The sequence below is a fragment of the Citricoccus sp. genome (assembly GCF_032154715.1).
Lineage (GTDB): Bacteria > Actinomycetota > Actinomycetes > Actinomycetales > Micrococcaceae > Citricoccus.
Window position 1 is genome coordinate 12,608 of the sequence record NZ_JALDXU010000014.1, and the last position, 22,856, is coordinate 35,463.

Annotated in this window: 21 protein-coding genes; 12 read left to right on the top strand and 9 right to left on the bottom strand. The window is 70.2% G+C overall.

Annotation, left to right across the window (positions count from 1 at the left end; translation table 11 throughout):
* Positions 1-38: 38 nt before the first annotated feature.
* Both RUH65_RS04210 and RUH65_RS04215 read left to right on the top strand, forming a co-directional pair.
* Entirely contained in the window at positions 39-413 is a 375-nt protein-coding gene (locus RUH65_RS04210; protein ID WP_313815951.1) for a DUF3039 domain-containing protein, read from the top strand.
* Between the two features lie 255 nt (positions 414-668).
* Entirely contained in the window at positions 669-2,489 is a 1,821-nt protein-coding gene (locus RUH65_RS04215; RefSeq protein ID WP_313815982.1) for a DEAD/DEAH box helicase, read from the top strand.
* Between the two features lie 21 nt (positions 2,490-2,510).
* Here the strand turns inward: RUH65_RS04215 and RUH65_RS04220 are convergent, their stop codons facing one another.
* Positions 2,511-3,182 carry an isochorismatase family protein gene (locus tag RUH65_RS04220; RefSeq protein ID WP_313815952.1) on the bottom strand — a complete coding sequence of 224 codons (672 nt, stop codon included), beginning with the start codon at positions 3,180-3,182 and terminating at the stop codon, positions 2,511-2,513.
* Between the two features lie 54 nt (positions 3,183-3,236).
* Complete coding sequence (locus tag RUH65_RS04225; protein WP_313815953.1) at positions 3,237-4,577, bottom strand: nicotinate phosphoribosyltransferase; 1,341 nt, start codon at positions 4,575-4,577, stop codon at positions 3,237-3,239.
* A gap of 87 nt (positions 4,578-4,664) precedes the next feature.
* Between RUH65_RS04225 and clpS the strand changes: the two genes are divergently transcribed.
* From clpS to RUH65_RS04260, 7 genes are all read left to right on the top strand, one after another.
* The gene (gene clpS, locus RUH65_RS04230) at positions 4,665-5,081 is read left to right on the top strand and encodes an ATP-dependent Clp protease adapter ClpS (RefSeq protein ID WP_313815954.1); all 417 of its coding nucleotides are present in this window, start codon (positions 4,665-4,667) and stop codon (positions 5,079-5,081) included.
* Positions 5,081-5,755, top strand: coding sequence for a DUF2017 family protein (locus RUH65_RS04235; protein ID WP_313815955.1), 675 nt, complete (start codon positions 5,081-5,083; stop codon positions 5,753-5,755). The genes clpS and RUH65_RS04235 overlap by 1 nt, the downstream gene beginning before the upstream one ends.
* A gap of 74 nt (positions 5,756-5,829) precedes the next feature.
* The gene (gene murI, locus RUH65_RS04240; RefSeq protein ID WP_313815956.1) at positions 5,830-6,852 is read left to right on the top strand and encodes a glutamate racemase; all 1,023 of its coding nucleotides are present in this window, start codon (positions 5,830-5,832) and stop codon (positions 6,850-6,852) included.
* Positions 6,849-7,670, top strand: a complete 822-nt coding sequence (locus tag RUH65_RS04245; RefSeq protein WP_313815957.1) for an MBL fold metallo-hydrolase — start codon at positions 6,849-6,851, stop codon at positions 7,668-7,670. The genes murI and RUH65_RS04245 overlap by 4 nt, the downstream gene beginning before the upstream one ends.
* 96 nt (positions 7,671-7,766) lie before the next feature.
* Complete coding sequence (rph, locus tag RUH65_RS04250; RefSeq protein ID WP_313815958.1) at positions 7,767-8,564, top strand: ribonuclease PH; 798 nt, start codon at positions 7,767-7,769, stop codon at positions 8,562-8,564.
* On the top strand, positions 8,561-9,226 hold the full coding sequence (gene rdgB / locus RUH65_RS04255) for an RdgB/HAM1 family non-canonical purine NTP pyrophosphatase (RefSeq protein ID WP_313815959.1): 666 nt from the start codon (positions 8,561-8,563) through the stop codon (positions 9,224-9,226). Before rph ends, rdgB begins: the two co-directional genes overlap by 4 nt.
* Positions 9,226-10,416: an exonuclease domain-containing protein gene (locus tag RUH65_RS04260; protein WP_313815960.1), complete on the top strand. Its 1,191-nt coding sequence runs from the start codon at positions 9,226-9,228 to the stop codon at positions 10,414-10,416. The genes rdgB and RUH65_RS04260 overlap by 1 nt, the downstream gene beginning before the upstream one ends.
* A gap of 97 nt (positions 10,417-10,513) precedes the next feature.
* On the opposite strand, the gene RUH65_RS04265 is transcribed toward RUH65_RS04260, so the two are convergent.
* Positions 10,514-12,418 carry a DUF222 domain-containing protein gene (locus RUH65_RS04265; RefSeq protein WP_313815961.1) on the bottom strand — a complete coding sequence of 635 codons (1,905 nt, stop codon included), beginning with the start codon at positions 12,416-12,418 and terminating at the stop codon, positions 10,514-10,516.
* A gap of 205 nt (positions 12,419-12,623) precedes the next feature.
* Positions 12,624-13,595 (bottom strand): LysR family transcriptional regulator, encoded by a 972-nt coding sequence (locus RUH65_RS04270; RefSeq protein ID WP_313815962.1) that lies wholly within the window; start codon positions 13,593-13,595, stop codon positions 12,624-12,626.
* A 229-nt stretch (positions 13,596-13,824) separates the two neighbouring features.
* On the opposite strand from RUH65_RS04270, the gene RUH65_RS04275 reads away from it, so the two are divergent.
* Complete coding sequence (locus tag RUH65_RS04275) at positions 13,825-15,117, top strand: Glu/Leu/Phe/Val dehydrogenase dimerization domain-containing protein (RefSeq protein WP_313815963.1); 1,293 nt, start codon at positions 13,825-13,827, stop codon at positions 15,115-15,117.
* 35 nt (positions 15,118-15,152) lie between these two features.
* Here the strand turns inward: RUH65_RS04275 and RUH65_RS04280 are convergent, their stop codons facing one another.
* Together RUH65_RS04280 and RUH65_RS04285 are read right to left on the bottom strand one after the other, a co-directional pair.
* Positions 15,153-15,911, bottom strand: a complete 759-nt coding sequence (locus RUH65_RS04280; protein ID WP_313815964.1) for a maleate cis-trans isomerase — start codon at positions 15,909-15,911, stop codon at positions 15,153-15,155.
* Entirely contained in the window at positions 15,908-16,666 is a 759-nt protein-coding gene (locus tag RUH65_RS04285; protein WP_313815965.1) for an Asp/Glu/hydantoin racemase, read from the bottom strand. Before RUH65_RS04285 ends, RUH65_RS04280 begins: the two co-directional genes overlap by 4 nt.
* 221 nt (positions 16,667-16,887) lie before the next feature.
* Between RUH65_RS04285 and RUH65_RS04290 the strand changes: the two genes are divergently transcribed.
* On the top strand, positions 16,888-18,270 hold the full coding sequence (locus tag RUH65_RS04290) for an amidase (RefSeq protein ID WP_313815967.1): 1,383 nt from the start codon (positions 16,888-16,890) through the stop codon (positions 18,268-18,270).
* A gap of 3 nt (positions 18,271-18,273) precedes the next feature.
* On the opposite strand, the gene RUH65_RS04295 is transcribed toward RUH65_RS04290, so the two are convergent.
* Both RUH65_RS04295 and RUH65_RS04300 read right to left on the bottom strand, forming a co-directional pair.
* Positions 18,274-18,777 (bottom strand): DUF3830 family protein, encoded by a 504-nt coding sequence (locus RUH65_RS04295; RefSeq protein ID WP_313815968.1) that lies wholly within the window; start codon positions 18,775-18,777, stop codon positions 18,274-18,276.
* 17 nt (positions 18,778-18,794) lie between these two features.
* Positions 18,795-20,054 (bottom strand): aminotransferase class III-fold pyridoxal phosphate-dependent enzyme, encoded by a 1,260-nt coding sequence (locus tag RUH65_RS04300; RefSeq protein WP_313815969.1) that lies wholly within the window; start codon positions 20,052-20,054, stop codon positions 18,795-18,797.
* A gap of 110 nt (positions 20,055-20,164) precedes the next feature.
* On the opposite strand from RUH65_RS04300, the gene RUH65_RS04305 reads away from it, so the two are divergent.
* The gene (locus RUH65_RS04305; RefSeq protein ID WP_313815970.1) at positions 20,165-21,637 is read left to right on the top strand and encodes an NAD-dependent succinate-semialdehyde dehydrogenase; all 1,473 of its coding nucleotides are present in this window, start codon (positions 20,165-20,167) and stop codon (positions 21,635-21,637) included.
* 13 nt (positions 21,638-21,650) lie between these two features.
* Here RUH65_RS04305 and RUH65_RS04310 read toward each other — a convergent pair whose 3' ends face one another.
* On the bottom strand, positions 21,651-22,841 hold the full coding sequence (locus tag RUH65_RS04310; RefSeq protein WP_313815971.1) for an ADP-ribosylglycohydrolase family protein: 1,191 nt from the start codon (positions 22,839-22,841) through the stop codon (positions 21,651-21,653).
* Positions 22,842-22,856: the final 15 nt, after the last annotated feature.

Consider the following 22,856-nt stretch of genomic DNA (forward strand, 5'->3'; position numbering starts at 1 on the left):
TGACCGGACCTGGGTGCCAGGGCGGTAGACTGGTGGACATGAGTTTGCCTGCCGATCCTGACCCCCACCAGCCTGGCGCCCCGGGGGCTCCCGGCGGCCCCAGCAGCGGCGGAGCCGCGGTCCTCGACCGCCAGGAGCAGCTGCAGGAGGCCGAGCCGGGCGACCACGAGCGCTTCTCCCACTATGTCCGCAAGGAGAAGATCATGGAGTCCGCCGTCACCGGCGATCCCGTGGTGGCCCTGTGCGGCAAGGTGTGGACTCCGGGCCGGGACCCGGAGCGATTCCCCGTCTGCCCGGAGTGCAAGGAGATCTACGACGGCCTGAAGTCCCCCAAGGACGGCAACTCCGGTGAGGGCTCCGGCCAGGGCGGATCCGGCGGGGGGCGGCGCGGCTGGTTCGGCGGCCGCGGCTGAGTTGCGGTCCTGTCCAGTTTTGCCGTGACCGGACCGTTCGTCCGTCCCGCCGTGACCTACGCTGCGTTCCCGTACCGTTGGGCACCCGTCTTTCCCTGACCGCGTCCACGTGACGCGCCGCGCCCGACCCGGCCGGCCGGCGTCGCGCCGGGTCCCTCATCCCGCGGTCCGGGACCGCTCCACGCATGACCCTGTGCATGCCCACGCCCGCAAGGAGGCCTTCGAAGCTCCGTGACTGAACCCGTGACTGATGCCATGCCCGGCGCCCTGTTCCACATCGGTGATGACCTGCCCCCGGCCCTGCCGGAGCGGGCAGCCTGGGGTACCGCCCAGAAGCTGCGTCAATGGCAGCAGGAGGCCCTGGAGCTGTACTTCTCCCGGCAGCCGCAGGACTTCATGGCGGTTGCCACCCCTGGAGCCGGCAAGACCACGTTCGCCCTGCGTGTGGCCAAGATGCTGCTGGAGGCCGGGACTGTCACCCGCATCGCCGTCGTGGCACCGACGGAGCACCTCAAGCGCCAGTGGGCCGACTCTGCGGCCCGCATCGGCGTCGCCATCGACCCCAATTTCAAGAACTCGGACGGTCGGCACGGGGACGAGTACATCGGCGTCGCGCTGACGTACGCCCAGGTCGCGTCCAAGCCCGTCCTGCACCGCAACCGCACCGAGAACGCGCGCACGCTGGTGATCCTGGACGAGATCCACCACGGCGGTGACGCTCTGAGCTGGGGCGAGGGCATCCGTGAGGCCTTCGAGCCGGCCACCCGGCGGCTGTCCCTGACCGGCACCCCGTTCCGTTCGGACACGGCGACCATCCCGTTCGTCGAGTATGTGGAGTACGACGACGGCATCCGCCGCTCGAAGTCCGACTACACCTACGGCTATGGTCCAGCCTTGCGGGACCATGTGGTGCGTCCGGTGATCTTCATGGCGTACTCCGGACAGATGCGCTGGAAGACCACCACGGGCGACATCATGGAGGCGCAGCTCGGCGAGGCCGCCACCAAGGACATCACGGCTCAGGCCTGGCGGACAGCGCTCAACCCGGAGGGGGAGTGGATCCCCTCGGTCCTGGCGGCCGCGGATCGTCGCCTCACGGAGGTGCGCCGCAATGTGCCCGACGCCGGCGCGCTCGTCATCGCGACCGACCACGAGGATGCGAGGGCGTACGCCGCGCAGCTGACGCGGATCTCCGGCGAGCAGGTCACCGTGGTGCTCTCGGACGACAAGGGCGCCTCGGAGAAGATCGAGGAGTTCTCGGCTGGGACCCAGCGGTGGATGGTCGCCGTGCGCATGGTGTCCGAGGGCGTCGACGTGCCGCGGCTCTGCGTGGGCGTGTACGCCACGTCCACGTCCACGCCGCTGTTCTTCGCCCAGGCCGTCGGCCGTTTCGTGCGCTCCCGCAAGCGCGGGGAGACCGCCAGTGTCTTCCTGCCGTCGGTGCCGCAGCTGATGTTGCTGGCCAATGAGATGGAGGCCGAGCGGGATCACGCCCTGGACCGGCCCGAGTCAGCGGCCGGGGTGGACGAGCTGGAGGACCTGTCCCAGTCTCCGGAAGAGGACCTGCTGGCCGCGGCCAACCGGCAGGAGCGTGCCTCGGACTCCCTGACGAAGTCCGAGTTCAAGGCCCTGGAATCCCAGGCGTCCTTCGACAAGGTCCTGTTCGACGGCTCCGAGTTCGGGACCGGAGGGGCGATCGGTTCCGAGGATGAGCTGGATTTCCTCGGCATCCCGGGTCTCCTGGATGCCGAGCAGGTGGGGGAGCTGTTGCGCCAGCGCCAGGCGGATCAACTCAAACGCCGGCCCAAGACCAGCGCGAACGCCGCGGCGGACCAGGCGCACCACGGAGCCGGCCCGGGGGCTGAGCCGGTGGTGGATCACCGTCGGCTCAAGCAGATGAGGTCGGAGCTGTCCAAGAACGTCTCGGCGTGGTCGGCACGGTCCGGGACCCCGCACGGGATGGTCCACAACCGCCTCCGCGAGATCAGCGGCGGGCCGGCCGTGGCCCAGGCGACGGCCGAGCAGCTGGAGATCCGGCTGAAGACCCTCCAGGGCTGGTTCGTCGGCCGGAAGTGATCAGGACGTGAGGACGCGGCGCTAGTCTGCCGTGCCGCCCCACATCTGCAGCACGGCGCCGTTCTCCTCCATGAGTTCCAGGGCCTCCTCGGACCGTTCCGTGTCCACGCCCGCCACGAGGTCCGTGAACACGGAGGTGTCATAGCCGGCGTCGATGGCGTCCAGCACGGTGGCACGGACGCAGTGGTCGGTGGCGATCCCGACCACGGTGACGGAGTTGATGCCCTCGGCCCGCAGCCAGTCGTCCAGGCCCGGGGCGTCCTCCTCGACGGCCGTGGCGGCTGCAGCAGTGGCGCCGAAGGGGCCAGACGTGCCCTCGGGGGCGCCGGAGCGCACCATGTCCGGAACGCCGAGCTGGCCGTCGAAACCGGAGTACGAGGCATCGAAGCGGCCCTTGAGGAACTGGGCGTCGATGAACTCGGTGTCCAGCTCCGGATGCAGTTCGGCACCGCCGGTCCCGGCGACGCAGTGCACGGGCCAGCTCTCGGTGTAGTCCGGCTCGGTTCCCTCGACGGCGAAGTGGGGCCCCGGATCCACGTGCCAGTCGCGGGTGGCGACCACCGCGGCGTAGTCCTGGGCGTGCTCGTCCAGGAAGGCCGTGATCCTGCCGGCCACCTGGGCGCCGCCGTCGACGCCGAGGGTGCCGCCCTCACAGAAGTCGTTTTGCACATCCACGATGACCAAGGCGCGCATGGTGAAGTTCTTTCCTGTTCTGACGCGGGGGTGAAGCGGTGGTGGGAGAGGCCTTCAGGCCTCGTTGAACACGGTCGGGATGACCGGTTCGCCGGGCTGCAGTCTACGCACAGCGGCGGGCAACTCCGCACGGGAGGCCCGGTGCCGGTCTGCCGCGCGGGTGACGGCGGCCGGTCCGGTCCAGCCGGGCTGGAGCTCACCATCGCGGACGAAGGTGTGTTGCAGCGGGCGGTCGTCGCCCCCGGGATCGGCCCGCTGGTTGACCGTGAGCAGTTCGGCGGTGGCGCGCCCGGCCCCGTTGCGCCGGCGGACCGCGTGCTTGCGGCCGCCCATGGACTTCTTGCCGGAGGCGGCCTTGGCCACGTCGATCCATGCGCCGCTGCCGTCCTGACGGCTGACCAGCTTGTAGACCATCGAGGCCGTGGGTGCGCCCGAGCCAGTGACCAGCCGGGTGCCCACGCCGTAGGAGTTCACCGGCGCCGACTGCAGGTGGGCAATGGCGTATTCGTCCAGGTCCGAGGTGACCATGATCCCCGTCTCGTGGTTGCCGAGCTCGTTGAGCAGGGAGCGCACCCAATGCGCCTGCTCCACCAGGTCACCCGAGTCCAGCCGCACGTTGCGCAGCTCCCGTCCGGCCACCTCGACCGCGGTCCGGACGCCGGACTCCACGTCGAAGGTGTCCACGAGCAGGGTGGTGTCCTTGCCCAGCGAGGCCACCTGGGCCTCGAACGCCTGGCGTTCGGAATCGTGCAACAAGGTGAAGGAGTGGGCAGCGGTGCCGACCGTCGTGAGGCCGTAGCGGATTCCGGCCGCGAGGTTGGAGGTGGAGGCGAAGCCCGCGATGACGGCGGCCCGGGCCGCGGCGACGGCGGACTCCTCGTTGATCCGCCGGGAGCCCATCTCGATGCAGGGGCGGCCGTCGGCGGCCGAGGTCATGCGCGAGGCGGCCGAGGCCACCGCGGAGTCGTAGTTGAGCACGGACAGCAGGTAGGTCTCGAGCATGCAGGCCTCGGCGAAGGAGGACTCGACCTGGAGGAGGGGGGAATAGGGGAAGTACGCCTCGCCCTCGGCGTAGCCGTAGATATTGCCGGAGAAGCGGAAATCGGCCAGCCACTGCAGCGTGGTGTCCTTGACCACCCGGTGGTCGGAGAGGAAATCGAGTTCCTCGGTGCCGAAGCGAAAAGTGGCCAGCCCCTCGAGCAGACGACCGGTCCCCGCCACCACGCCGTAGCGGCGGCCCTCGGCCAGGCGGCGGGTGAAGACCTCGAACAGGCTGCGGCGGTGTGCTGCCCCAGACTGGAGGGCGGCCTCCAGCATGGTCAGTTCATAGTGGTCCGTGAACAGGGACGTCGGAAGCAGCCAGCGGGCCGTGCCGGTGGAAATCTGGTCGGTCACGACTGACACCCTACAACTCTTGACCACGCCTGGACGCCGGGTGCCGTATGCCGTCGGCCGTGTGCCGTCCGCCGTAGAATGACTGCCATGTTTGTGACCCTCAGTTCCCCCGGCCGTTCCCCTGGGCCCCGGGACGGAGCTCCCAGCGGTGCTCACCACGAGCGCCCCCGTGACGTTCCGGGCCGAGGGCCCGGGACGGGAACAGACGTGTTGGAGCGGGAGGAGACATCGGCCGGAACCGCTGAGCGCACCGCCGCAGACCGGCCCTGGCAGGTGGTCGTGTGGAATGACCCCGTCAACCTCATGAGCTACGTCTCCTTCGTGTTCCGGTCCTACTTCGGCTTCAGCCGCGCCAAGGCCGACACCCTCATGCTCCAGGTGCACCAGGAAGGCAAGGCGATCGTCTCCTCCGGGGGCCGGGAGGAATCCGAGCGCCACGTCCAGGCGATGCACGGTTACGGACTGTGGGCGACCCTCCAGCACGAGCAGGGGGAGGGGTCCTGATGGCCCGGGCCTTCAAGAGCACGCCGAAGGGGTTCGTCGCCGATCTGGAGAAGGCGGAGCGGCGCCTGCTGCGGACCCTGTTCAAGGACGTCATCCAGCTGTTGGACGCGGGGCAGGAGACGCCCGCAGGGTTCGCCTCCGAGCCTTCCTCCGACCCGTTCTGGGACATCGTCTCGGGGCTGGGACCGCTGGGAGCGGACGACGCCGGCGCTGGCGAGGCGGCCGGCGTCGGGAATCCGAGGGGGACGGGCGAGGGCGCCCCGGTGCGGGAGGCGCCGCAGGACGAGGCGCTCGCGCGGCTGCTGCCGCCCGGGGTGCACGGCGACACCGCTGCCGAACAGGCCGCCGCCGGCGAGTTCCGGGCTTTGACGGAGGACGGCGTCCGCCGGGCCAAGACGGCCGATCTCCAACGGGCAGTGGCGGCGCTGCAGGTCAACCCCGTGGTGTTGGACGAAGAGCACGCCATCGCCTTCAGCCGCGCCCTCAATGACGTGCGCCTGGTGCTCTCCGCCCGGCTGGGTATCGATGCGGAGGAGGACGCGGAACGAGTGCACGCGGTGGACGACTGGTCCGCCGCCCAGGACGTGGAATCCTATATGGCGCTGTTGTACAACTTCACCACGTGGCTGCTCGAGACGTTGATGCTGGCCCTGTCCACGCGGCTTCCCGACTGAACCGTGCTTGACTGCAGACTGCTGGAACCGCATCTGCTGGAACGACACCTGCTGACCGAAGGACCGACCTGACCATGATCAACACGCCCGTGCCGACGGCCCCCATCGGCGTCTTCGACTCCGGGGGCGGCGGGCTGACGGTCGCCCGCGCCATCATCGACCAGCTGCCCGGCGAACAGATCGCGTACGTGGGTGACACGGCCAACGGACCGTACGGGCCGCGGAGCATCGCCCAGGTGCGGGCCTTCGCCCTCGGCATCATGGACGAGTTGGTCGACGCCGGCGTGAAGGTCCTGGTCATCGCCTGCAATTCCGCCTCGGCCGCGGTGCTGCGCGATGCCCGGGAACGGTATACCGCCCGGTATGGGATCCCGGTGGTGGAGGTCATCCAGCCGGCGGTGCGCCGTGCGGTCGCCGCCACCCGCAACGGGAGGATCGGGGTCATCGGGACCGAGGCCACGGTTAGCTCGCGGGCCTATGAGGATACCTTCGCGGCCGCACCGCAGTTGGAGATCACCTCGGTGGCCTGCCCGCGGTTCGTCGAGTTCGTGGAGGCCGGCGTCACCACCGGGCCGGAGCTGCTGGCCACTGCCGAGCGGTACCTGGCTCCACTGAAGGAGGCGGGGGTGGACACCCTGGTGTTGGGGTGCACCCACTATCCGCTGCTGACGGGTGTGATCTCGCTGGTGATGGGGGAGTCCGTCACGCTGGTCTCCTCCGCGGAGGAGACGGCGAAGGACGTCTACCGGGCGTTGGTCCGGCACGGTCTGGAGAGTCCGGCGGGTGGTGCTGCCGAGCAGTCCGGTCACCGGTTCATGGCGACCGGCGATCCGCAGCACTTCGAGACCCTGGCCCGTCGTTTCCTCGGGCCCGAGGTCGGCGGCGTGCAGCAGGTCGACCATATTTCCGAGCGTTACCCGACCGGTGTGCTGGCCCGGATCACCCCGGAGATGCTCTCGGCGGCCCAGGGCGGAAACGGACACGGTGCGAACGGACAGTACAGTGGTCCCAACGCAGGACCCCCCGTGCCGACCTCAAGCGTGACGAGCTCGGGTCGCCGGGGGATCGCCACGGAGGAAAGGCCGGACGCAGGGTGAAGCTCACGATCATCGGTGCCTCAGGATCGTTTCCCGGTCCGGGCTCGCCGGCCTCGTGCTACCTCGTGACGGCTGAAGGTCCGGACCCGGACGGCGCCCCCGGCAGCCGGAAGACCTGGCGGATCCTGATGGACCTCGGCAACGGTGCCCTGGGCACGTTGCAGCGCTACATGGCCCTGGACGACATTGACGCGGTGCTGCTCACTCACCTGCACCCGGACCACTGCATGGACCTCTGCGGACTGCACGTGGCCATCCGTTGGAACCCGTATGGCTGGAAGGGTATCCACGTTCCGGTGTACGGTCCCGAAGCCACCGCGGATCGCATGGCGACGGCCTACGGACTCGACCCGGACCCGGGCATGCATCCCGATTTCGACTTCCATCACTGGCAGGCGAACGTCCCCGTGACCGTCGGCCCCTTCACCATCACGCCGGTTCCGGTGCGCCACCCCATCGACGAGGCGTACGCGCTGCGCCTCGAGATGACCGAACCCGGCCCGGACGGGGAGCCGGTGCACCGCGTGCTGACCTATTCCGGTGACACGGACACCTGTGATGGCCTGGTCGAGGCGGCCCGCGACGCCGACCTGTTCCTCTGTGAGGCCGCCTTCCAGGAGGGCCGCGACGACGGCATCGATGGCGTCCACCTCACGGGCCGGCGCGCCGGCCAGATGGCCACCGACGCCGGCGCCCGCCGACTGCTGCTGACACACCTTCCCGTGTGGACCGATCCGCTGGCCGCCTCCATCGAGGCACGGGAGACCTATGCGGGCGACCTCGCCGTCGCGGTCTCCGGAGTCACCTACCGGGTCTAGACCGCTGCGGTAGGTCCGGCACGCTCCCGGTGCCCGACGCACCCGAGGTGCTTCAGCCCGGATTAACGCGTCCGGGCCCTCGGTAGGATGGCGGTCATGACCTCATCGACTTCCGGAGCTTCCGCCGTGCCCGAAAACAGCACCACCGGCGCCCTGTCCACCGCGACCCGCCAGGACGGGCGCGCCGTCAACGAATTGCGCCCCATCAGCATCACCCGTGGCTGGTCCCGCCAGGCCGAGGGCTCTGCACTGATCGAGTTCGGCAACACCCGCGTGCTGTGCACCGCCTCCTTCACCCAGGGCGTCCCGCGCTGGCTCAAGGGCGAGGGCACCGGCTGGGTCACCGCGGAGTATGCGATGCTGCCGCGCGCCACGAACACCCGCTCCCAGCGCGAGTCCGTCAAGGGCAAGATCGGCGGCCGCACCCATGAGATCTCTCGCCTCATCGGCCGCTCGCTGCGTGCCATCATCGACCTCAAGGCCCTGGGCGAGAACACCATCGTGCTGGATTGTGACGTCCTGGAGGCCGACGGCGGCACCCGCACCGCCTCGGTCACCGGTGCCTATGTGGCGCTCGCGGAGGCGATCGCCTGGGCCAAGGGACAGGGCGTCATCGCGGCATCCGCCCAGCCACTGAAGGACTCCGTCGCCGCGGTGTCTGTCGGCATCATCGACGGTGTCCCCATGCTGGATCTGCCTTACGTGGAGGACGTCCGCGCCGAGACGGACATGAACGTGGTGGTCACCGGATCGGGCGACTTCGTGGAGGTTCAGGGCACTGCCGAGGGCGCCCCGTTCAACCGTTCTGAACTCGACTCCCTGCTCGACCTGGCCGTGGCCGGGTCCGCCGAGCTGGCCCGCATCCAGCGCGAGACCCTGGCCGGCGAGCGGTGAGCGGCCCCGAGGGCACCACCCGGCCCCGGCTCGTCCTGGCCACGCGCAACCAGGGCAAGCTGCGCGAGCTGCGCGAACTGCTCCGCGGACAGGTGCCCGGACTGGACGTCGACACCCAGGTTGTCGACGCGGCGTCCCTGGACGCCCCGGACGTGGTGGAGGACGGTGTCACCTTCGAGGAGAACTCCCTCAAGAAGGCCCATGCCGTCGCCCGGCACACGGGGCTGGTGGCCGTGGCCGACGACTCCGGCCTGTCCGTGGAGGTGCTCGGGGGTGCCCCCGGCATCTTCTCCGCCCGGTGGTCCGGACGGCACGGGGATGATGCCGCCAACCTCCAGTTGCTCCTGGACCAGATGGCGGACGTGAAGCCCGAACACCGGAGCGCCGCGTTCGTCTGTGCCGCCGCGGTGGCAACACCGGTCGGCGAGGACCATGTCGAACTCGGCTTCCTGGCCGGAACCCTGCTGACGGCACCACGGGGCAGGGGTGGCTTCGGCTATGACCCGATCCTGCAACCGCACGGCATGCACGTCTCGGTGGCCGAATTGGATCCCGAGGTGAAGAACTCCATCAGCCACCGCGGCACCGCGTTCCGGCAATTGCTCCCCGAACTGGTGCGGTTGCTGGCCGGATCAAATGGTGCGTCCGGCGGAGGGCGCTGATGGCGCTCGACTTCACGGCGCTGGATTTCGAGACGGCGAACGGCTTCCGCGGTTCGCCGTGTTCCGTGGGCCTCGTCCGGGTCCGCAACGGTCAACCGGTCGAGCGCGCGTACTGGTTGATGAGACCACCGGCAGGCTTCGACCGGTTCGATGCACGGAACGTGGGAATCCACGGCATCACGGCGGCGCAGGTGGCAGGCGCCCCGCGATTCGCCGAGGTGTTCGGGGACATGGCGGACTTCATCGGGACGGACCCCCTCGTGGCCCACAACGCGGGCTTCGACCTCGGAGTCATTGAATCTGCGCTCGAGGTCTCCGGCCGGGACATCCCGCGCTTCGACTATGCCTGCTCCCTGGTGATGGCCCGGCGCACCTATGACCTGCCGTCCTACGCGCTGCCCGTGGCCGCCGCGGAGGCGGGACATCCGCTCGAGAACCACCACGATGCCCTCGCCGACGCCGAGGCGTGTGCGTGGATCATGATCGACGTGGTCGAGCGGCGATGGGCAGTCCGGCAACAGGCCGACTGGCAACCGACGGCCGAGCAGTCGACGGACCAGCCGCTGCTGGAACATCCGGCCGCTGACGTGCACCTCGCGACGCGGGGCGAACCGAGGTCACTGGCCACAGCGGGGTCCTCCACTGGCCTGCTGGAGGTGGGGCTGGCCGAGATCCTGGCTCAGGACGGCGTGCGGTTGCGACAGTTGGAGTCTCGCGGGGCCGGAACCACCCCAGAATCCCGAGCTACCCGCCAGGCCCGCGGGCTCGGGCCGGTCTTCGACTCCACTGTGGTGCTGCCGCATGCGGAGCGGATGCCTGATCTGATGCACTGGCCGGATGAGGGAGTCAACCCCGAGCCTGCCGCCGACGCGGACCCGGCTCATCCCCTGTATGGACAGACCGTGGTGTTCACGGGCAACCTGGGCATGCCCCGGCAGGAGGCCAAGAACCGGGCCGCCTCGTGGGGAGCGCGGACGGGCAGCCGGGTCAACGCGCAGACCACCATGCTGGTCGTCGGAGACGGTTTCCGCGCTGAGGACCTCGGCACGGCAACGCGCGGCGGGGCGGTCGGACACCGTAAGACGCGAGATGCCCTGGTTCGCCGTCAGCAGGGCCAGCGGGTGGAGCTCGTCTCCGAACCGGAGTTTCTGCAGATGCTGGACGGCAATTGGCCCGACGCCGCGGTGTAGGGGATTCCGTCAGCCACGCCGCCTCGTCGCCAACCAGCCACGCATGGTGCCCAGCGCCAGCCACGCGCCCTGGCACCTCGCGTCGGTTCGCATCGGCTTAGGTCCGCCAATACCGATTGCGCTGAGGCGTCCTGAATGGATCCAGGTAGGGGGCGGGGATGAACCAGGGGACGCCGTCGTCGTCGACGCGGATGTCCCAGGAACCGCTGTGGACCGCGTGATGATGCCGACTGCAGAGCAGCACACCGTTGTCCACGCTGGTCGCTCCGCCGTGGGTCCACCACTGGATGTGGTGTACCTCGCACCACGGCGCCGGCATCGTGCAGCCGGGCGACGCGCATCCGCCGTCGCGGGCTGTGATGGCCCGGCGGAGTCGAGGTGGAAAGAGTCGCTGGGTGCGCCCCATGTCCAGGAGCTGCCCAGAGCCGCCCAGGACCACCGGCAGGATGTCAGCGTCACAGGCGAGGGTGCGGATGGTGGTGGGACTGATGGGGCCGGTGAAAGCCGCCTCTGATCTGAAGGTGCCCACGTCAAGAGGGCCGGTGGCGAGGAGATCAGCCCTGTCGGAGTCATGGGGTTCGTGGGATTGGTGTGGCGGACTGGTCGTTGCTGGCACTTCTGATGCTTCTGGTGGTTCAGACCGGTCGGGTTGTCGCGGAGGATCTGTAGCTGTGGAGGCCGACGAGGTTCCGCCTGGGGGCGTGCGGCCACGACTGATCTGACCGGCGAGGGTCTCGTAGTCGATGGTCACCATGACCTGAGGCCGGTTCCCGCCGGAGGACGGCAGTCCGTTGCCCTCCACCAACGCCAAGGCCCCGACGAGGGCGGAGGTGAGGCCGTCCAGTTGCCGCTGGTGACGGGACCGGCGATCAACGGCCATGACGTCGGCATCCGGCCAGCGGTCTGCCCCGGCCAAGGGATCCTGGACGGGCGCCCCCGCGGCCGACGTCGTGCTGCTGGTGGTCTCGCCACCGCCCTGGACGCCTTGGCCCGGTGCACCTTCACTCTGCGGGCCTTCGTCCTGCGCGCTGTCGCGTTGCACGCCTTCACTCTGAGCGCGGGGATTGCTCGCGGCGCCGGCGATGGTGCTGAGAACTTCGTGCTGCAGGTCATCAGCAGCGATCCTCCACAGATGCAAGCCCCGCCGTTGGCCCCGGTAGGAGAGGCCCTGCTGGACCGACGGAACGGCGTCGGTGGGTTCGTCTCCATCCGGGTTGAGCGCATGTTGGGCCCACTGACGCCACCGAGCGCACGCGTGGCGCATCAACTCCGGGTCCAGAACGGTGGCCTGGGCCGTCAGTGTCCTCTCGCCGCGGGACAGCCACTCTGCGGTCGAGGACGCGTCCGCATGCGTCGCCTCGGCATCCTTCCTCGTCTGGTCCAGTGCCGTGGAGATCAGGTCGAGTGTGCATGGGTCGAGATGCCCCTGCAGGAAGGCCTCCGCCAGGACAGGGTACGCGGCACTGCGCTGGTGGCCCGTGATCTCCGGGACCGGCGGCTGGATCTGCCGGGCACGATGGATGCGCTTGCGCGCCTCCGGCCGCGGGATCCGTAGGGTCTTCACCATCCAGTCCGGGGCATCGCGAAACGGCTTGGCCCCACCGGGAATGCCGAGCATCGGCTCGCGGAGGCATCCCTCCTCCATGGCATGGGCGGCATGACCGGCCAACGACGTATGAACTGCAGTCAGAAGACGTCCCAGATCTTCAACCCGCCGGTGGATGACGGGTAGCGAACCGGTTGCGAAGGTCTCGGGTGCCGCCACGAAGTCCGGGCCGTGGGGCGACTCTCCCGGGGCGATCGGCGCGAGGGAGGTCAGCCCGGACCAGTCCTCGCCAGGTAGTGACGGGACCACGCGTTCGAAGGCGTCAACCGTGGTGGGACCGGACAGGCGTCGGGCCAGTAGCTCCAGGGCCTGGCGAGCGACATCAAGGACCTCCGGAGTGGCCCACTCGGCCAACTCGTCCAGGCCACGCGCGGGCTCACTCTCCTCTGTTGCCACGCCCTGACCCTCCTTCCAGATCATCACCGCCCGTGCGCAGCCCGAGTGACCCTGGTGGCTCTGCCTGCCCTGCGTGCTAGTACATATATTCGATCATGAGTGGCGGACGAGATAAGCGCCCTCCATTGAAATGTGGAGGGTTGCGCGAGAAACGCATGCTGTGGAGTACAGCGGCAATCAAGGCTCAGGACTCAGGGATCAAGGCTCAGGATGAAGGGTTCTGGAGTGGGTTGGACGCCGGAGCGGACACCGACGCGGCCGGGGCTGAACCGATGGCCAACCCCTTCTCTGCGGCGGCCGTGCGGATCGCGTCGATGACGAGCTCGAGCGATGGCCGACGTGTGGGGGTGGCCCGATACGCGATGGAGACCGTCCTCATCACGGGTTCCTCCAGGGCGATGATGTCCACTCCGTCCGGGATCAGCTCCAGCGCGAGATCGGACACCAGCGTCACCCCGAGCCCACCGGCGGCCATGGCCAGCGCGGTGGGCTGTTCGGCGACGGTGTGGACGATCCTCGGGTCGAAGCCCTTCTGGTGGCAGGCGATGCGGACCGCATGGCCGAAGTGGTCACTCTCCCGGGCCAGGATCCACGGATAGTCGGCCAGCTGGGCCAGGCGCACCGTCTCGGAGGGGATCATCCCGGTGGGCACGGCGGCGTGGAGCCGCTCCACGGCGATGACCGTCCGGGTCAGCTGGGGGTCCCAGGTCACCGGGGTCACCGAGTAGTCGATCACGAAGGAGAAATCCAGGGTGCCGTCCTTGACCGCACCCGCCGTCTGCTCAGGATCCAGCTCAACGGTGCGGACCTCGATCCCGGGATACCTCACCGCCAGACTGGACAGGGCCTGCGGCACGAGACTGGAGGCCACGGACGCCCAGACACCCGCGGTGAGGCGGGCCATCACCCCATTCTGAGCCTGCTCCAGGGCCATCGTCGCCCGGTCGACCGAGCCGAGAATCTGCTCGGCATGCTCTGCGAGGACGAGCCCCAGGTCGGTGAGCAGCAGCCGGCGGCCATGCCGCTCCACGAGCCGGGCGCCGACGTCGCGCTCCAGCTGGGCCAACTGCTGGGAGACGCCGGACGGACTGTAGTGCAGGGCAGCCGCCACGGCGGTGACGGTGCCACGCAGGTGCAACTCGCGCAGCATCCTCAGCCGACGCAACGACAACTCCATGCAGGTCAGCTTAGGGGCGGGCCGCCAGCACAGGGGAGACCTTGCAGTCCCGGTGCACGGCATCGTGCAGGAACCGGCGATAGACGCCAGCGGCGACCCCCTCCACGCTGGGAGTACGAGCCGGAGCTGAGCCGGCGGACACCGAACCTGCACCGAAGCACGCACCGGAGCACACGCCGGAGGGTGAATCGCTGCGGGACCAACTATGAACTCGATGGAGGTGGCGGGCATGACCCTGATCCAGAACCCTGATGGCAACCGAACGCACGACAGCACCAGTGGGCCGGCGCGTGGCACCCGGCCAGAGACCCTGCCCCGGAATCCGGCGCGCGAGCCGTTCACGCGGCCGGACCCCTTCGACCGTCCACCGCAGCATGAGCTCGTGTGGACGGATCCGGTCACCGGCTCCCAGGGCTGGCTCGTGGTGCACACCCTGGTCGGGGGCATGGCCACGGGCGGCACCCGCATGCGAGCCGGCTGCACCCGGGACGAGGTCGCCGACCTGGCCCGCTGCATGGCCACCAAGACCGCTGCGTTCGGCCTGCCCGTCGGCGGGGCCAAGGCCGGTATCGACTGCGATCCGCGGGACCCGGACGCGCTGGGGGTCCTGGAGCGGTTCTTCGCGCACATGCGGCCTTGGCTCGAGAATTCCTGGGTCACGGCCGAAGACCTCGGCGTCTCCCAGTCGGACCTCGACGCCGTCTTCGCCCGGTTGGGACTGGACCAGTCCTTCCACGCCGCCATCCGGCGCTCGCCGGACCCGGCTGCCACACTGGACCGCGTCCGCGCAGGACTCGACACGGTGGACCGGGACGGCCTGCCGCTGGGGGACGTGATCGGTGGCTATGGGGTGGCTCAGGCCTGTCTGGGGACGGCGGCGGCCCTCGGTTGGGAGCCCTCGCGGACCACGGTGGCCATCCAGGGTATCGGCACCATGGGCGGCGGAGCCGCGTGGTACCTGCACGAGGCGGGCGTCCCCGTGACCGCGATCGCCGACGCCGCCGGCACCCTGTTCTGTCCCCGCGGTCTGGATATCCCGGCCCTGCTGGCCGCCCGCGACCACTACGGCGAGATCGACCGGGCGACGGTACCGTCCGGCGTCGAGCTCCTGCCGCGCGAGGCGGTGCTCGCGGCGCCCTCGGACATCCTCGTCCCGGCCGCGGTCTCCTATGCGCTGGGGGCCGGATCCGTGGCCGACATCGCGGCGCGGGCGGTGGTCGAGGCCGCGAACTCACCCACGACGCCGGACGCGGAGGAACGCCTGGCCGTGCGCGGGATTCCGGTGATCCCGGATTTCGTGGCCAACGCCGGTGCGGCGGCCTGGGCCTGGTGGTTGCTGCAGGGCCAGGTGGGCACGGAGCCTGAGGACTCGTTCCGCCGCCTGCGGGAGGAGATGCAGGGCAAGGTGGGCTACATGCTCGCGGAATGGACTGGTGCCAGGGTGAGCCCGCGGCGCAGTGCCTGGGGTTTCGCCAGCGCCAACCTGGAGGCGCTCGCCGGTCGTCAGATCACCATTCCCTAGCGGCGACGGCCGCAGACGCAGCGCCGCCGGCACCGCTACACCCGGGTGAACAACGCGCCCAGCCGGTCCGAGACCACCGACGAGCCGGCCAGCCGGAGACCGTGCCAGATCGTGACCTGGTTGGCCGTGAACACCGGCTTGCCCAGCCGGGCCTCGATCGCGGGCAGCACCTCCAGCGTGTGCATGGCCGTGTCCGGGATGAGCAAGGCCTCGGCGGCCGGATGGTCGTTCTGGAGGGCCAGGTCCATCACCCGGGCGCTCTCCAGGGAACCCACCTCCGCCGCCGTGTCGATCCCGGCACTGCCGCGGGCCACCACGTCGATCCCCGAGGCCGCCAGGAAGTCGGTGAAGAGCACCGCCACCTCCTCGGGATAGCTGGCCGCCACGGCCACTCGCCTCACACCGAGAGAGGACGCGGCGGCCACGAACGACTGTGATGTACTCGCCGCCGGCACCCCGGCCGCCTCGGCCAGCTGGTCGGCCTGCTGGCGCACGCCCGCATAGCCGTAGACGAAGCTGCCGGAGGTGCAGGCCCACACCACCGCGCCCACTGTCTCCGCGGAGTGCGCGGCGGCCCCGGCGGCCACGGCAGATCCTCCTGCCACGGTCGCGAGCAGCCGCCCGACCCCCTCCGCGAGCTTCTCCGGGCTGCCCAGATCGAGGAGTTCGGGAACCGCGTGGAGATCGGTGCCGTAGATGTGCACGACCGGCAGGCGCACGCCGAGCCGGTCCGCCGCCGTCGGGTACTCGTCCTCGGCCGCATGGTCCGGATAGATGATGCCGATGGTGGTCATGAGGGGAAGTCCTCTCGGAAGACGTCGGCCAGCCAGCGCCCCGGGCCGACCATCGGCAGGCCCATGCGGCCGAGGCAGGCCCAGACGGTCAGCTGGTTCGCGGTCAGGACGGGCTTGCCGAGCCGGCGTTCCAGCGGTTCGATGATGTCGTAGGTGGGCAGGTTGGTGCAGGAGACGAAGACGGCCTCGGAATCGGGGGTGTCCGCCGCGAGGATGAGCTCGGCCACGGTGCGGTAGTTGACCCGCCAGATACCGCCGCCCAGGCCGAGATAATGGCGCCGTGGTACAGTCACGTCCCCTTCCCCGAGGAAGGCGACCAGACGGTCCGTCAGATCGGCGTCATAGGGCGTGATCACCGAGATCCGCCGTAGACCCAGGACCCGTACGGCCTCCGCCAGGGCGCCGGAGGTGGTGACGGCATCGGGAGCGCCGGCCTCCAGGATGGACCGGCGGAGTTCGGCCTCGTACTCGAGCCCGTGGATGAAGCTGCCGGAGGTGCAGAGGTAGGCCACCACCTCCGGATCCACGCCGAGCACGTCCCGGGTGGCCGACTGCACGTGCCGCTTCTCGGAGACGAGCTCGGCCATCTTCAGGCTGACCGGGACCGGCTCGAAGGGCGTGCGGGCGAGGTGGAGGCTGACGTCCATCGGCGTCCACCGCCACAGCTCCCGCTCCAGGGCCAGGTCGAAAGGAGCGATCACGCCGATGCCGCGCTGGGTCACGGGGCCGTCGAAATCGATGTCTGACAGGTCCACCGCGGCCGCGCTCTCTTTCGCGTCGATCTGCCGAGTTGATGATGGGCTGAATCATAGGGGTGTCACCGTCCCCGCGACCATGGGCCGGTCACGACGCGTGGGCCCTTCCATCCGCGCAGATCAAACGCCCATAATGCGGGGACGAGGGCCGCGAGCCGGAGCGTCCGCGATGCCGTCCGCACGATGTCACCGAACACCATGTCACCGACCGGGAGCTGCAGATGGACCCCACCCAGATGACCGCCGTCGAACTCGTGGCCGCCTACGGCAGCAGGGAACTCTCACCCGTCGAGGCCACCACCGCGATCCTGGACCGCATCGGGACGGCGGACGGCGAGCTCCGGGCCTACTGCCTCGTGGACGGTGACCGCGCCCTGGACCAGGCCCGCGCGTCCGAGGCGCGGTGGCTCAGTGACCATCCCCAGGGGCTCCTGGACGGCGTGCCCGTCTCCATCAAGGACATCTTCCTCACGGACGGCTGGCCCACCCTGCGTGGTTCGAGGTCCATCGACCCGGACCAGCCGTGGACGGTGGACTCGCCCGTCGCGGCCCGGCTCCGCGCGGACGGTATGGTCTTCCTCGGGAAGACCACGACGCCGGAGCTCGCCTGGAAGGCGGTCACGGACAGTCCGCTGACGGGCATCACCCGCAACCCGGCCGACCCGCGGTTGACCGCCGGCGGCTCCTCCGGGGGTTCTGCGGCCGCGGTGGCGGCCGGCCTGGGGCCGTGCTCCGTGGGGACCGACGGCGGCGGCAGCGTCCGCATCCCGGCCTCCTTCTGCGGCATCGTGGGCTTCAAGCCCACCCATGGGCGAATCCCGCTCTACCCGGCCAGCCCCTTCGGTCCGCTGGCCCACGCCGGGCCGATGACGCGCACGGTGGAGGACGCGGCCCTGATGATGGACATCCTGGCGTTGCCGGATCCGCGGGATCCCACCTCGCTGGCGCCGCCGCAACGGACCTTCCGCGGGGAATTCAACCGTGAGGTGGCGGGACTGCCCGTGGCCTACTCGCGTGACCTCGGCTATGCGGACGTGGACGGCGAGGTCGCGGCCGTCGTGGACGCGGTGGTGCGGCGGATCGACGAGGCGGGCCTGCCTGTCACCGAGGCCGATCCCGGCTTCACCGACCCGATCGAGGCCTTCGAGGTGTTGTGGGCCAGCGGGGCAGCCACCCTGCTGGACACGATGGCGAAGACCTCGCCCGGCACGCGAGACACGGTCGATCCGGGCCTGGGGCGGGTGTGGGATCAGGGGGAGCGGATCAGCGCGGTCGAGTACCTCCGGGCCCGGGACGTCGCCGCGCAGGCCGGGATCACGATGGGCTCCTTCCACGAGGAGCACAACGTGCTGCTCACCCCCGCTGTGGGGATCCCGGCGTTCGAGGCCGGGCACGAGGTCCCGCCCGGCAGCGGGCTGGCGCGTTGGCCGCAGTGGGCGACGTTCAGCTTCCCGTTCAACCTCACCCAGCAGCCGGCCATCAGCATCCCCGTGGGCACCACCGCCGCCGGTCTGCCCGTGGGGTTGCAGATCGTGGGTCCGCGGCACTCCGATGACCTGGTGCTGGCCGTCGCGCGATTCGTGGAGTGGCTGCTGGAGCAGTAGCCCCTACTCCCGCTCGAACACCAGCCGTTCCCCGGCGAAGCCGTTGCGCCACAGGTCGTTGCAGGCCACGGCCATGGCCGCGAGCCCGGCCACGACCGTGCCGAAGACGTTGCCCGGCACCCAGCCGACGTCGCCGTTGAGGAGCAGGTTGTTCCGGTCGTAGAACAGGGCCAGGTCCGTGGCGCCGCCCTGAGAGCCGGCCGGGTGGGCGGTGGTGCCGGGCTCGTAGCCGTAGGCGGGATGGCCGATCTCCCAGGGCTCGAAGTCGAACAGGCACACGTCCCCGGGGATCGGTGTGACCGTGGGGTTCTCCCGTCGGGGTGCCGCCGTGATGCGGGGCAGCAGGGCGTACACCTCGTTGCGGGCGAACTTGGCGTGATAGGCGTCCCCGGCCAGCGGGAGGGCGTCCCAGACGGCCGCACACGTCGCCGGGGCGAGGTCGTCGAGCAGCTGGACGCGGCAGGAGACCTGGCGGGTGGCGAGCGTGAGGGTGAGGTGGCGAGGCATCTGGTGGTCTGTTCTGCCTAGATCTCCGCGAGGACCTCGGCCCACAGGCCCAGCCCCTCGTCGATCTCCTCCGCGGTGACCACGAGCGGGGGGATCATCCGGACCACGTTCATGTAGGCGCCACAGGTCAGCATCAGCAGGCCCTTCTCCGCTGCCACGGTCAGGGCGGCCTTGGCCCGGTCCGCGTCGGGGGTGCCCTCGGCGGTGGTGAACTCACTGCCCACCATGAGCCCGAGCCCGCGGACGTCGCCGATCCCGTGGGCACCGGGGGAGCCGGCCGCGGCCGCCGACCGGGCGCCGTCGAGCAATTGGGTGCCGCGCGCCGCGGCGTGGCCCACAAGCCCCTCGTCCTCGATCACCTGCAGAGTCGCGACGGCGGCCGCACAGGACACGGCGTTGGCACCGTAGGTGCCCCCTTGGGACCCCGGCCAGGCCCGGGCCATCACCTCTTCGGTGGCGGCGATCCCGGACAGCGGGAAGCCGGAGGCGATGCCCTTGGCGAAGGTGATGATGTCCGGGGACACGTCGAAGTGCTGGTGCCCGAAGTATCGTCCGGTGCGGCCGAACCCGGTCTGGATCTCGTCCATCACCAGCAGGATGCCGTGCCGGTCCGCCCGCTCGCGCAGCCCCGCGAAGAAGGCGGTGTTCCCGGGGATGTAGCCTCCCTCGCCGAGGACCGGCTCCACGATGAACGCCGCCGTCTCCTGCGGGGACGTCACGGTGGCGAAGAGGTAGTCCAGCTCTCGCAGGGCGAAGGCCGTGGCCTCCTCCTCGCTCCAGCCGTAGCGGTAGGCGGTGGGGAAGGGGGCCACGTGCACGCCGGACATCAGGGGACTGAACCCGGCGGAGAACCGGGTGCCAGAGGTGGTCATGGTCGAGGCGGCCACCGTGCGGCCATGGAAACCGCCATGGAACACGATGACGTTCGGCCGTGCGGTGGCCTGGCGGACCAGTCGCAGCGCCGCCTCCACGGCCTCGCTGCCGGAGTTCGCGAAGAACAGCGAGTCCAGATGCTCCGGCAGCACCTCGGCCAGCTTCTCCGTCAGCTCGAGCAGGGGCCGGTGCATGACGGTCGTGTACTGGCCATGGATGAGCGAGCCCACCTGCTCCTGGGCGGCTGCCACCACGCGCGGATGGCAGTGGCCCGTGCTGACCACGCCGATGCCGGCGGTGAAGTCGAGGAACCGGCGCCCGTCACGGTCGTAGAGGCAACTTCCGCGGGCATGGTCCACGACCACGGGACTGGCCTGCTTGAGATGGGGTGACAACGCCGTCATAGATGAGCCTCCGGTCGAGGGATGGATGCTGGTTCGGTGGCTGCGGTTGGGTGTTGACAGTACTTCTACGATGGGCTGACCGGCAAGGATCCACGACGCGGAGGCAGCCCATGCGCCAGTCAACCCCCTCTTCAGCCACCGAGGCAGAGGCCATCGCCTCCGTGCCGACCGGCCTGTTCGCCGGCGGCCGGTGGCGGACCACCGCCCGGACCATGCCCGTGCAGGACCCGTCCACGGGAGAGGTCCTGACCGAGGTGGCCGATGCCAGCCCGGAGGAGGCCGCCACCGCCCTGGATGCCGCTGCCGCGGCCCAGGCCGACTGGGCGGCGACCCCTCCACGGCAGCGCAGTGAGATCCTGAGCCGGGCCCACCGGCTCATGGTCGAGGAGACCGACCGGCTGGCCTTGGTCATGACCTTGGAGATGGGCAAGCCCCTGGCCGAGGCCCGCGGTGAGGTGGCCTACGCGGCCGAGTTCTTCCGCTGGTTCGCCGAGGAGGCGGTGCGGATCGACGGCGGCTACATGACCGCCCCCGCCGGTGACTCCCGCTTCCTGGTGGCCCGCGAGCCCGTGGGGCCCTGCCTCCTCATCACGCCGTGGAACTTCCCCCTGGCCATGGGGACCCGCAAGATCGGGCCGGCGCTCGCCGCCGGGTGCACCTGCGTCATCAAGCCCGCCTCCCACACGCCGCTGTCCATCCTGGCCCTGGCCGAGATCCTCGTCCGCGCCGGGGTACCGGACGGAGTCGTCAACGTGGTCACCACGAAGCGCAGCAACGACGTGATGACCCCCCTGATCCTCGATCCGCGGTCCCGCAAGCTGTCCTTCACCGGCTCCACCGAGGTGGGCAAAGGCCTGCTCGAGCTCGCCGCGAAGACCGTGATGCGCACCTCGATGGAACTGGGCGGCAACGCCCCGTTCCTGGTCTTCGAGGATGCCGACCTGGACGCCGCCGTGGAGGGGGCGATGCAGGCCAAGATGCGCAACATCGGCCAGGCCTGTACCGCCGCCAACCGCATCCTGGTGCAGCGCCCGGTGGCAGCGGACTTCGCCGATCGGCTCACCCGGCGCATGGCCGAACTGCCGCTGGGGCGCGGCGTGGAGGACGGTGTGGTCGTGGGGCCGCTCATCAACGCCGGGGCCGTGGACAAGGTCACCGACCTCGTGCGCGACGCCGTCGGGCGCGGGGCCGAGGTGCGGCTGGGTGGCCAGGCCGTGGACCGGCCGGGTCACTACTATCCGGCCACGGTGCTCACCGGGGTGCCGGCGGACGCTGAGATGTGCAGCGCCGAGATCTTCGGGCCCGTGGCCGCGCTCTCGGAGTTCGAGACGGAGGAGGAGGCCGTTGCGATCGCCAACGACACCCCCTACGGGCTGGTCTCGTACCTCTACACCACGGATCTGGCGCGCGGCTTCCGCGTCAGCCACGCCCTGGAGACGGGGATGGTCGGCCTCAACCGCGGGGTGGTCTCCAACCCGGCGGCCCCGTTCGGCGGGGTGAAGGAGTCCGGGGTGGGCCGTGAGGGCGGCTTCAGCGGTATCGACGAGTTTCTGGAGACGAAGTACATCAGCGTCGGCCTCTGAGGCCGGTTCCGGATCAGCTGGTCGCGGCGACCCACCGGCGAGCGGCCTCGGCCATGATGTCCCGCTCGCCGATCCAGACTGGCACGGCGGCGTCGGGGAAGATGGCCATCCCGTAGCGGGCCCCCAGGAGCTGGCCGGCCAGGGACGCGGTCGAACCGGAATCGCCGCCGTGGTTGACGGCCAGGTGCAGGGCCGCGCGCGAATGCGGCGCCGCGCTGAAGTCGACGGGCGCCAACGCCTCGGCGTCCGGGTGCTCCGCCGGGTCGCGACCATCGGGTCCCGCAGCCCGCGCGGCATCGGCCGCACCGCCCGTCACCAGCACGGCGTAGACCGCGATGGCCAAGGCCTCCTCGGCCACCCGGCCCTCGCCCAATTCGGCCGGCACAGAACCTGGACCGCCCGGTGCGCCGGACCTGCCGCCCCCCTCAGGATCACCAGACCCAGCCAGAGTGACCGCCGCGCGGACCGCCGCGGCCGTGCCGCCGTCGTCGGGCACGGTATCCAGCCACTCCAGTGCGGCGGTGACGGAGGCGTCAATCCCGTGCCCGGCCATGAGCCGGGAGATCATCAGGCCGAACGCGGCGGCAGAGGTCCAGGAGGCCGGGTGGCCGTGGGTCAAGACGGCGCCCCGCCGGGCGAGGGACACCACCATGGTGTCCTCGAGGCCGGGGACCATGCCGTAGGGGGCCGAGCGCACGATGGTCCCGCAGCCGTTCGACTCGGGGTTCCGCGGCTGGTGGGGCAGGCCCATGTCACGCGAGGACAGGCCGGACAGGCAGGCGTTGCCGGGGGCCCGGCGCACGTGCATCTCCGGGCGTTCCTCGAGCCAGCGGGTGGGTGGCTCGGGGGCACCGTCCGGGAGGGTGCCGGTCTGGGTGCGGTACCAGCGCAGGCAGGAGAGCCACACGCACGCGGCGGGATCGGCCATGGAGCCCTCGTTGGCCCACTCGATCCAGTCGAGCAGGCCGTCGAGGACGAAGAGCGTCATCTTCGTGTCGTCGCTGACGGGGATCGTCCCGCCCGCGCGGATGGCAGGGACCTGGAGGGGGTGTGTCAGCCCGCCGTCGCCATGCTCGGCGCGGATCTGCGCCAGCGAGGAGGACTCGACGGTGTAGCCCAGGGCGTCTCCGGCGGCACCGCCGGACAGCAGGCCCAGCACCCGTGAGGGATAGGAGGGGGAGGACGGCGCGGCGGATTCGCTCATGACCTCCATCGTAGG

Bases quoted from the DNA above. Each gene is read 5' to 3' on its own strand.
- clpS (WP_313815954.1), top strand. From the start codon at position 4,665: ATGTTTGTGACCCTCAGTTCCCCCGGCCGTTCCCCTGGGCCCCGGGAC.
- RUH65_RS04220 (WP_313815952.1), bottom strand. From the start codon at position 3,182: ATGCGCGCCTTGGTCATCGTGGATGTGCAAAACGACTTCTGTGAGGGC.
- RUH65_RS04235 (WP_313815955.1), top strand. From the start codon at position 5,081: ATGGCCCGGGCCTTCAAGAGCACGCCGAAGGGGTTCGTCGCCGATCTG.
- RUH65_RS04215 (WP_313815982.1), top strand. From the start codon at position 669: ATGCCCGGCGCCCTGTTCCACATCGGTGATGACCTGCCCCCGGCCCTG.
- murI (WP_313815956.1), top strand. From the start codon at position 5,830: ATGATCAACACGCCCGTGCCGACGGCCCCCATCGGCGTCTTCGACTCC.
- RUH65_RS04310 (WP_313815971.1), bottom strand. From the start codon at position 22,841: ATGAGCGAATCCGCCGCGCCGTCCTCCCCCTCCTATCCCTCACGGGTG.
- RUH65_RS04260 (WP_313815960.1), top strand. From the start codon at position 9,226: ATGGCGCTCGACTTCACGGCGCTGGATTTCGAGACGGCGAACGGCTTC.
- RUH65_RS04275 (WP_313815963.1), top strand. From the start codon at position 13,825: ATGACCCTGATCCAGAACCCTGATGGCAACCGAACGCACGACAGCACC.
- RUH65_RS04300 (WP_313815969.1), bottom strand. From the start codon at position 20,054: ATGACGGCGTTGTCACCCCATCTCAAGCAGGCCAGTCCCGTGGTCGTG.
- RUH65_RS04210 (WP_313815951.1), top strand. From the start codon at position 39: ATGAGTTTGCCTGCCGATCCTGACCCCCACCAGCCTGGCGCCCCGGGG.
- RUH65_RS04290 (WP_313815967.1), top strand. From the start codon at position 16,888: ATGGACCCCACCCAGATGACCGCCGTCGAACTCGTGGCCGCCTACGGC.
- RUH65_RS04270 (WP_313815962.1), bottom strand. From the start codon at position 13,595: ATGGAGTTGTCGTTGCGTCGGCTGAGGATGCTGCGCGAGTTGCACCTG.
- RUH65_RS04295 (WP_313815968.1), bottom strand. From the start codon at position 18,777: ATGCCTCGCCACCTCACCCTCACGCTCGCCACCCGCCAGGTCTCCTGC.
- RUH65_RS04280 (WP_313815964.1), bottom strand. From the start codon at position 15,911: ATGACCACCATCGGCATCATCTATCCGGACCATGCGGCCGAGGACGAG.
- rph (WP_313815958.1), top strand. From the start codon at position 7,767: ATGACCTCATCGACTTCCGGAGCTTCCGCCGTGCCCGAAAACAGCACC.
- RUH65_RS04305 (WP_313815970.1), top strand. From the start codon at position 20,165: ATGCGCCAGTCAACCCCCTCTTCAGCCACCGAGGCAGAGGCCATCGCC.